5 protein-coding genes, 1 tRNA gene and 1 rRNA gene are annotated in these 8,060 nt (G+C 67.8%); 6 read left to right on the top strand and 1 reads right to left on the bottom strand.

Translation table 11 applies throughout. From position 1 onward, the window contains the following. Window positions 1-111, top strand: a 5S ribosomal RNA gene (rrf, locus tag JWP28_RS09410); the annotation flags it as partial. A 58-nt stretch (window positions 112-169) separates the two neighbouring features. Beyond that, a tRNA-Met gene (locus JWP28_RS09405) sits at window positions 170-246 on the top strand. 299 nt (window positions 247-545) lie between these two features. Here JWP28_RS09405 and JWP28_RS09400 read toward each other — a convergent pair. Further along, window positions 546-962 carry a hypothetical protein gene (locus JWP28_RS09400; RefSeq protein WP_299542361.1) on the bottom strand — a complete coding sequence of 139 codons (417 nt, stop codon included), beginning with the start codon at window positions 960-962 and terminating at the stop codon, window positions 546-548. A gap of 255 nt (window positions 963-1,217) precedes the next feature. Here JWP28_RS09400 and JWP28_RS09395 point away from each other — a divergent pair, with 255 nt between their 5' ends. The 4 genes from JWP28_RS09395 to ggt all read left to right on the top strand — a co-directional run bounded on the left by JWP28_RS09395 (window position 1,218) and on the right by ggt (window position 7,958). After that, window positions 1,218-1,793, top strand: a complete 576-nt coding sequence (locus JWP28_RS09395) for an RNA polymerase sigma factor (protein ID WP_299542359.1) — start codon at window positions 1,218-1,220, stop codon at window positions 1,791-1,793. Next, window positions 1,790-2,761 (top strand): FecR domain-containing protein, encoded by a 972-nt coding sequence (locus JWP28_RS09390; RefSeq protein ID WP_299542357.1) that lies wholly within the window; start codon window positions 1,790-1,792, stop codon window positions 2,759-2,761. Before JWP28_RS09395 ends, JWP28_RS09390 begins: the two co-directional genes overlap by 4 nt. Window positions 2,762-2,836: 75 nt before the next feature. Next, entirely contained in the window at window positions 2,837-6,127 is a 3,291-nt protein-coding gene (locus JWP28_RS09385; protein WP_299542356.1) for a TonB-dependent receptor, read from the top strand. A 58-nt stretch (window positions 6,128-6,185) separates the two neighbouring features. After that, complete coding sequence (gene ggt, locus JWP28_RS09380; RefSeq protein ID WP_299542354.1) at window positions 6,186-7,958, top strand: gamma-glutamyltransferase; 1,773 nt, start codon at window positions 6,186-6,188, stop codon at window positions 7,956-7,958. Window positions 7,959-8,060 lie beyond the last annotated feature (102 nt).

The raw sequence follows: 8,060 nt of genomic DNA, 5'->3' as shown, positions 1-8,060 counted from the left end.
GTGGTTTTGCCGGGGGGTCCCCACCCGATCCCATTCCGAACTCGGTCGTTAAGCCCCTCTGGGCCGATGGTACTTCGTCTTAAGGCGCGGGAGAGTAGGTCGCCGCCAGGTCTACCAAACGGATGTGAGATCCAGACCCTTCAATTCACGACGCCAGATCAAGCTTTGCCGCGGGGTGGAGCAGCCCGGTAGCTCGTCAGGCTCATAACCTGAAGGTCACAGGTTCAAATCCTGTCCCCGCACCCAATGTTGACATCAGGCCGGTTCCGGAAACGGAGCCGGCCTTTTTGTTGTCCACGGGCATCGCGAGATCGCCTACAATCTCCAGGCGACAGGCGCCGCGCACCGGGAGCGGGGGTGAAGGCGGACTTCGCGGATGAGCCCGCGCAACAGCTCTCTGACGTCGCCGGCTTGGGGCGGGAAGGCTCGAGGCGGCCATCTAGGCAACTCCGCCCGGGACCACCGTCGTGTGGACCTTCGCGGACGAAGGCGCCTGCGGGCGGAACGACGCCGGCCGGGTGGCCCTCAGCCGGCGTCGAGCGACGCTACATCCAGAGCCGAGACGACACAGAATTGGACGCCGCGACCGCTCGAATCCGTTGCGCCACGCCTTCCGCGTCCATTTGCCCAACGAAGTGACAATCGCAGAGCAGGTAGTGGGCCTCGGCGGCGGACAGTTCGAAGAACGCCTGGGCGTCGCCGAGCGTGTCCCCATGGAGCCCCGCCTCCCTAAGCACGGGATCGGCGACGGCCACGGATATGGGCGTATTCTCGCCTCGCAACAGCGCACGCTCGCGTTCGGCGTAGAACTCCACGCGCGACAGCGCTTTCAGTTGCCGATGCGGACCGCGGCTCAGCAGGTCCGCCCAGCGCTGCAGACGATCGGGTCTCGATAGGGTCGGGGCCTCAACCTGCGCAATGTCGGCCAAGGCGTCGATTTCATGGATGGGCTGATGTTTCATGTCCGGTCCTCCAGACGTCCCCGACTTGAAACTTCGGAGATCCCCAAAAGTGTCCAGCGCAACCGCAACAAATCCCGCTTGGCCGCAGCTCAGGCGCGTTCCGCCCACGTCGGCGCTGCCGATTTGACGGAGAAGCCCGGCGCGGCGCGGTTTTGGGCGCGATCAGCGCATGGCGCCCTCGTCGCCAGATTCCTGCATCCGATGTTGAGGGTCGTAGGGTTCTGACTGTCACAGTAAGATCAGCGCGGGGGCGGCATGATCGACGACGCGACACTCAAGGCCTGGTTCTTCAGGGAGGTGTTTCCCCTGGAGGCGGCCCTGACGCGCTATATCCGCCGCAACTGGCGCAACGAGAGCGACGTCGCCGACCTTCGCCAGGAGATCTACGCCCGCGTCTACAGCGCCGCGCGCGAGCGCCTGCCGCTGCAGACCAAACCCTTCCTCTTCACCACCGCGCGCAACCACCTGATCAACCAGGTCAGGCGCGCGCAGGTTGTATCGATCGACCATGTTGCGGATTTGGAATCCTCGTTTGTCGTAGTGGACGCCGTGACACCTGACCGCCATCTCACGGCCCGGGACGAGCTCCGCCGCGTCCAGGCGGGGCTCGACCGGCTGCCGCCGCGGTGCCGAGAGGTCGTCGTGCTGAGGAAGATCGAAGGTCTGTCGACAAAGGCGGTGGCGGCGCGACTGAACATCGGCGTCGACGCGGTCGAGCAGCAGATGGTCCACGGCATGCGCGCCCTCGTGGACTTCATGACGGGCGGACCGGGCAAGATCCGCCGCCCGCCGGCCAGGAAGCGGCGCGCCGCCGAGGCGCAGCGGCTGTGAGCAACGCCCTGCACACCGAAGAGGCCGCCGCCCGCTGGCTTCTGCGCCAGGAGGAGAGTGGCTGGTCGCAGGAGAACCAGGCCGAGCTGGACGCCTGGCTGGCCGCCGCGCCCGAGAACAAGGTGGCCTACTGGCGGCTCGAGCACGGCTGGCGGAAGGTCGACCGCTTGGCCGCCCTGCGGGGCCCGCCCTTGCCGGCCCCGTCCTTGCCGCCCTGGCCCGAGCGGCGTCCGCTGGGGATTTGGCGGCCCGCGGTCGTGGCGGCCGGGATCGCCGCCTGCCTCGTGGCGGGCGCCTTGATCTTGCCCGCGCCCGGCCTGCTGGGCCACAAGACTTACGAAACCGAGGTCGGCGGTCGCGAGACGGTGCCTCTGGCCGACGGGACCAGGGTCGAACTCAACACCCAGACCAGCTTGCGCGCCGCGGTCACCGCCAAGAGCCGGGAGGTCTGGCTGGACAAGGGCGAGGCCTACTTCGAGGTGGCGCATGACCCCACCCGGCCGTTCGTCGTGCACGCCGGCGCCAAGACGGTGACGGTGCTGGGCACCAAGTTCTCGGTGCGCCGCAACGGCGATCAGGTCGAGGTGGCGGTGGTGGAGGGCAGGGTGCGCGTCACCGATACCGCCTCGGTCGCCGCCACGCCGCCGCCCGTGCTGACCCGCGGCGACACCGCGATCGCCGAGGGTCCTTCGATGATTGTCGCGCCGAAGTCGGTGGAGCGCGTGGCCAGCGAATTGAGCTGGCGCCAGGGCTTGCTGACCTTCGACCAATCGACGCTCGCCGACGCCGCCGGCGAGTTCAACCGCTACAACCGCAAGAAGCTGGTGATCGCGGCGGGGGAGGTCGCTCAGACGCGGATCGGCGGCAGCTTCGAGGCGGAGAACGTCGACGCCTTCGCCCGCCTGCTGCAGCGGGCCTATGGGCTCAAGGTCGATGACAACGGCGAGACCCTGAAGATTTCTCAATAAGTTTGTTACGGGCTTTCATCGCTCCGTTGTCGCAGCTTCACGAGGCCGTCATATGGCCTGCGGGGGCAATCACACATGATTCTTAGGTCCATTCTGGCCGGGAGCGCTTGCGCCCTGGCGCTGGCGGGCGCGGCGATCGCGCAGACCAAGACCTTCAACATTCCGGCCGGCGACCTGAAGTCCGCGCTCGACGCCTATGCGAAACAGGCCGGGGTGCAGTTGATCTACCGCACCGACGATGTCCGCGGCGCCAAGTCCCCCGGCGTCAGCGGCGCACTCGACGCCAACGCGGCGCTCAGCGGCCTGCTGGCCAACACCGGTCTTACAGTCCGCCGCGACGCCTCGGGCGCCATGGCGGTGGTGAGGGGCGCGCCCGCACCGCAGCCGGCGTCGGGCGCCCCGGCGGCGACGGCGGCGTCCGTCGAGGAGGTGGTCGTCGTCGGTTCCCAGATCCAGGGCGCCAAGGTCAACACCGCCCTGCCGGTCACCGTCGTCGGGATGGACCAGATCCAGGCCACCGCCGCCGTTTCGGGCGATGAGCTGTTCCGCACGATCCCGCAGGCCGGCAACGTCAACTTCAACTCCAGCTTCATCCCGGGATCGAGCAACTCGGCGCGCGGCGACGTGAACTCGGTCAGCCTGCGCAACATCGGCTCCGGCAACACGCTCGTTCTGCTGAACGGGCGCCGCACCGTCGTGCACCCGACGACCCAGGCCGAGTCGCTGGTGCCGGTCTTCACCTACAACACCAACGCCATTCCGGTGGCGGGGCTGAAGCGGGTCGAAGTGCTGCGCGATGGCGCGGGCGCCATCTACGGCTCCGACGCGGTGGCCGGCGTCATCAACACCGTGCTGCAGGACCACTACGACGGCGGCCAGATCAACGCCCAGTACGGTGCGGCGCAGGGCACCGATCTGCGCGAGGGCGAGCTCGACGGCCTGTTCGGCCGCAACATCCAGGACGGACGCGGGAACTTCACGATCTTCGCCAGCACCGTGCGCCGGTCGGCCCTGCTCGCCTCGAACCAGGACTACACCGCCTCGTCCGACGAGCGGCCGCTGTTCGCGGGCACGCCGTTCGCGACCGCCACCAGCCTGGACCAACGCCTGACCACCTCGGCTTTCGGGGTCTTCCAGGCCCTGCCGTCGGCGGGGACCATCCGTTCCAACGGGGTGGCGGTGACGGGCTCGACGGGCCTCTTCCACATCTCGCCGATCGGCAATCCCACCTGCGGCGTCGTCGTCAGCGCAGGCCTCTGCATCGACAGCGGCTCGCAGAACACCACCACGGACCGCAACCTGCGGCTGGACACCGCCGCCTCGTTCAAGCTGTCCGTGATCCCCGAAGTGGTGCGCTACAACGTCTTCAGCACCTTCAACTACGACCTGACGCCCGACGTCACCTTCTTCTCCGAGCTCGGCTATTACAACGCCGTGACCCACGGCAGCGTCGCCCCGCCCGGAGCGACCTCGTCCACGACCATCACCATCCCGGCGACGGCCTACTACAATCCCTTCGGCGCGGCCTTGCTTCCGAACGGCCAGCCGAACCCTAACCGCCTGCCCGGGCTGAACATCTCGGCGGCGGGCGTGCCCGTCACCATCAACAGCTACGGCCTGGTCGACGTCGGCGGCACGCCGGTGGTCGTCACCAACGACGAGTACCGGATCCTCGGCGGCCTGCGCGGCAAGAAGTTCGGGTTCAACTGGGAATCGGCGGTGCTCTATTCCTGGGCCACCGTGAACGACCTGTCCTACGGGGTCAGCAACACCAAGCTGCAGCAGCAGCTCTCGCTGACCACGCCCGACGCCTACAATCCGTTCAACGGCGGCACGCTGAACAATCTCAGCATCGGCGACGCCACGCCCTCCAGCGCCAAGTCGATCGCCGCGATCACCGTGCCGATCCTGCGCAAGGACACGACCACACTGGCGATGTGGGACTTCAAGATCAGCCGCCCGGACCTGTTCACGATCTGGTCGGGCGACGTCGGCGTCGCCACCGGCGTGGAGGTGCGGCGCGAGACCTACGAGGACAACCGCGATCCGCGGGTCGACGGCCAGATCACCTACACCGACGCGGTGACCGGCGTGGCCTTCCCGAGCGACATCGTGGGCACCAGCAACTCGCCGGACGTCAAGGGTCACCGCACAGTCAGCTCGGCCTATGTGGAGTTCCAGATCCCGCTGGTGTCGCCGGAGATGCACATCCCGCTGGTCGACCGCATCGACGTCCAGTTGGCCGGCCGGGCGGAGCACTACAGCGACGTGGGCGACGTGGCCAAGCCGAAGGTCGCCGCCTCCTGGGACATCGTTCCGGGCGTTCGGTTGCGCGCCTCCTACGATGAGGGCTTCCGTGCTCCGAACCTGGAACAGCTCAACGTCTCGGTCGTCAGCCGCAGCAATACGCGTACGGACTATATCGCCTGCGAGGCCGATCTTCGCGCCAAGCGCATCACCAGCTTCAACCAGTGCACGCGCACCCAGCCGGTGCAGGCCCGCCGCGCGGGCAACCCCGACCTGACGCCGGAGACCTCGACCTCGACGTCCTACGGCGTGGTCCTGGAATCCGACTTTGTCCCGAGCCGTTTCGGTCACGCGACGCTGACGGTGGATGTCTGGAAGATCAACCAGGACAACATCGTCGGCCTGTTCGGCGAGGGCAACGCCGTCATCCTCGACTATTTCGACCGCCTGAACGGCACGACCAACCCGAACGTGCACCGCGCCGCGCCGACCCCCGACCAGATCGCCGCCTTCGCCGGCACCGGCCTGGCTCCTGCCGGCACGGTGTTGTTCGTCGACGACAAGTACGTCAACCAGCTGCCGCAACAGGCCGCCGGCGTCGACTACGGCTTCATCTATCGCCTGAACACCGACGACTGGGGCGACTTCGGCCTCGACGTGAACATGACCCACCAGACGAAGCTCTTCCAGGAGCCGACGCCCGGCATCGCCGAGCTACTGGCGGCGCGGGCGGCCGGCAAGATCAACGCGGGAACCACCATCACCGGCGCGGCCGACCTGGTCGGGCAGAACGGGGCGCCCGCCTGGCGCGGGTCCGCCTCCTTGACCTGGCGCAAGGGTCCGGTCAGCGCGAACTGGTTCATCGACTACATCGGCGACTTCTACAGCACGCTCCTGACCAACGCCGACGGGTCGTTCTACAACGTGCCTTCAACGGTCACCCACAACGTCTCGGTGGCCTACGAGTTCAGTGACGGCCTGTGGGACGGGACGCAGTTGCGCCTGGGCGTCCGCAACCTGTTCGACAAGGACCCGCCGCTGGTCTCGGGCGGCTATGTCGGGGCCGTCTACAACCCCTACGGCCGCTACCTCTACGTCGATGTGAAGAAGACCTTCTAGCAAGCGCGGGCAAGGAGCCTCCCGCGCGGCGGGGGGCGCCCGCCCCGGGGGAGATGACATGGCAGATCGCACCGGGGTTTCGCCCCTGACGCTGGCGCGCGCCGCGCTCGTCGGCCTTCTGACGCTGACCCTGTCGGCGAGCTGGCCGCTCGCCGCCTTGGCCCAGGAGGAGGCCCCGGCCGCGGCGTCGCCGGGCAGCGGGGGCGACCTGGTCGGCTATGGCTCGATCCACCACCCGACCATCGGGCGCGGCGGAATGGTGGTCTCGCAGAACAAGATCGCCGCGCGCATCGGCGCCCAGGTCCTGCGCAAGGGGGGCAACGCCGTCGACGCGGCGGTTGCGGTCGCCATCGCCGAGACCTTGACCCTGCCGCGGGCCGGCAACATCGGCGGCGGCGGCTACATGCTGTTCTACAACGCCGCGGACAAGACCACGACGGCGATCGAGTACTACGGCCAGGCGCCCATGGGCGTGACGCCCGACCTGTTGCTGGGCGCCGACGGCAAGGTCGACCGGGCGAAGGTGCTTTCGTTCAAAGGGGTCACGGTGCCGGGGACCGTCGCGGGGCTGTGGGAAGCCCATAAGCGCTTCGGCAAGTTGCCCTGGGCCCAGCTGATCCAGCCGACCATCGATCTGGCGACCAGGGGCATCGTCATGAGCGACGACGAGGCCATCGCCCTGGCCGAGCGCCAGAAGCAGATGGCCAAGGATCCGAACGGCGCGAAGAAGGTCTATTTCAAGCCGGACGGCTCGGCCTACAAGCCCGGCGACCTGTTCAAGAACCGCGACCTCGCCTGGACCCTGAAGCAGATCCAGGCGCGCGGCGCCGACGGCTTCTACAAGGGCGCGGTCGCCCAAAAGATCGTCGCCGGCATGAGGGCCGGCGGCGGCATCGTCACCCTGGTCGACCTGGCGGCCTACCGCGCCAATGTGCTGGCGCCGGTCTGGTCGAGCTATCGCGGCTACAAGATCGCCTACATGCCGCCGACCTCGGGGGCCTCCAGCGTCGCCGAGGCCATGAACATCATTGAGCAATTCCCGATGGCGTCTTACGGGCAGGGCGGCGTGAACGAGATGCACCTCGTGGCCGAAGCCCTGAAGATCGTCACCGTCGACCGGCGCTATTCGGGCGGCGGGCCGCAGTGGCATACGCCGGCGGCCGGCCTGGCCAGCAAGGACTTCGGCAAGGCGCGCGCCAAGCTGATCTCCATGGACTCGTCGCTGGACGGCAAGACCCTGCCCAAGCTCGACCCGACGCCCTATGAGAGCCCCAACACCACCCAGTACACGATCGCCGACAAGTACGGGAACGTGGTCTCCAATACCTACACCCTCTCGGACTCGTTCGGCGCGCACGTGGTCGCGCCCGGCACCGGCTTCCTGCTGAACAACTCGCTGGGCAACTTCGATTGGGGGAGCAGGCCCCAGAGCCTTGGCAACAGGATCGAGCCGGGCAAGCGCGCCCAGTCCACCATTTCGCCGCTGATCGTCTTCAAGGACGACAAGCCGTGGGTTGCGACCGGCACGCCCGGCGGCGGGACGATCCTGGCGACGATGGTGCAGATGCTGGTGAACGTCATCGACTTCAAGCTGAACATCGCCGAAGCCGCGGAGCGGCCGCGCATCTATCAGGCCGGCGCCGACGGCCCGCTGGAGCTGGAGGAATCGATCCCCGAAGACCTGGTGGCCGGTCTCCAGGCCAAGGGCCACGAGGTGCAGCGTTCGCAGATCATCGGCAGCACGCAGTCGATCATGATCGGTCCGGACGGCGTGTTCTACGGCGCCGCCGACACCCGCAGACCCGACGCCGAGGCGGTCCCCGTGCGCTGAGCGGGGCGGCTCATTTTACCGGCGCCGGGTGATCCCCTCGCGTCATCTCGAAAGGACCCAGCCCGTTGTTCGACTTGGTGTTGACGCGCAGCCGCAGGAAGC

The sequence above is a fragment of the Phenylobacterium sp. genome (genome assembly GCF_028290885.1).
In the GTDB taxonomy this organism is placed as follows: Bacteria; Pseudomonadota; Alphaproteobacteria; order Caulobacterales; family Caulobacteraceae; genus Phenylobacterium.
This window is presented reverse-complemented; position numbering and strand designations above follow the sequence as displayed.

Bases quoted from the DNA above. Each gene is read 5' to 3' on its own strand.
- JWP28_RS09400 (WP_299542361.1), bottom strand. From the start codon at position 962: ATGAAACATCAGCCCATCCATGAAATCGACGCCTTGGCCGACATTGCG.
- JWP28_RS09395 (WP_299542359.1), top strand. From the start codon at position 1,218: ATGATCGACGACGCGACACTCAAGGCCTGGTTCTTCAGGGAGGTGTTT.
- JWP28_RS09385 (WP_299542356.1), top strand. From the start codon at position 2,837: ATGATTCTTAGGTCCATTCTGGCCGGGAGCGCTTGCGCCCTGGCGCTG.
- ggt (WP_299542354.1), top strand. From the start codon at position 6,186: ATGGCAGATCGCACCGGGGTTTCGCCCCTGACGCTGGCGCGCGCCGCG.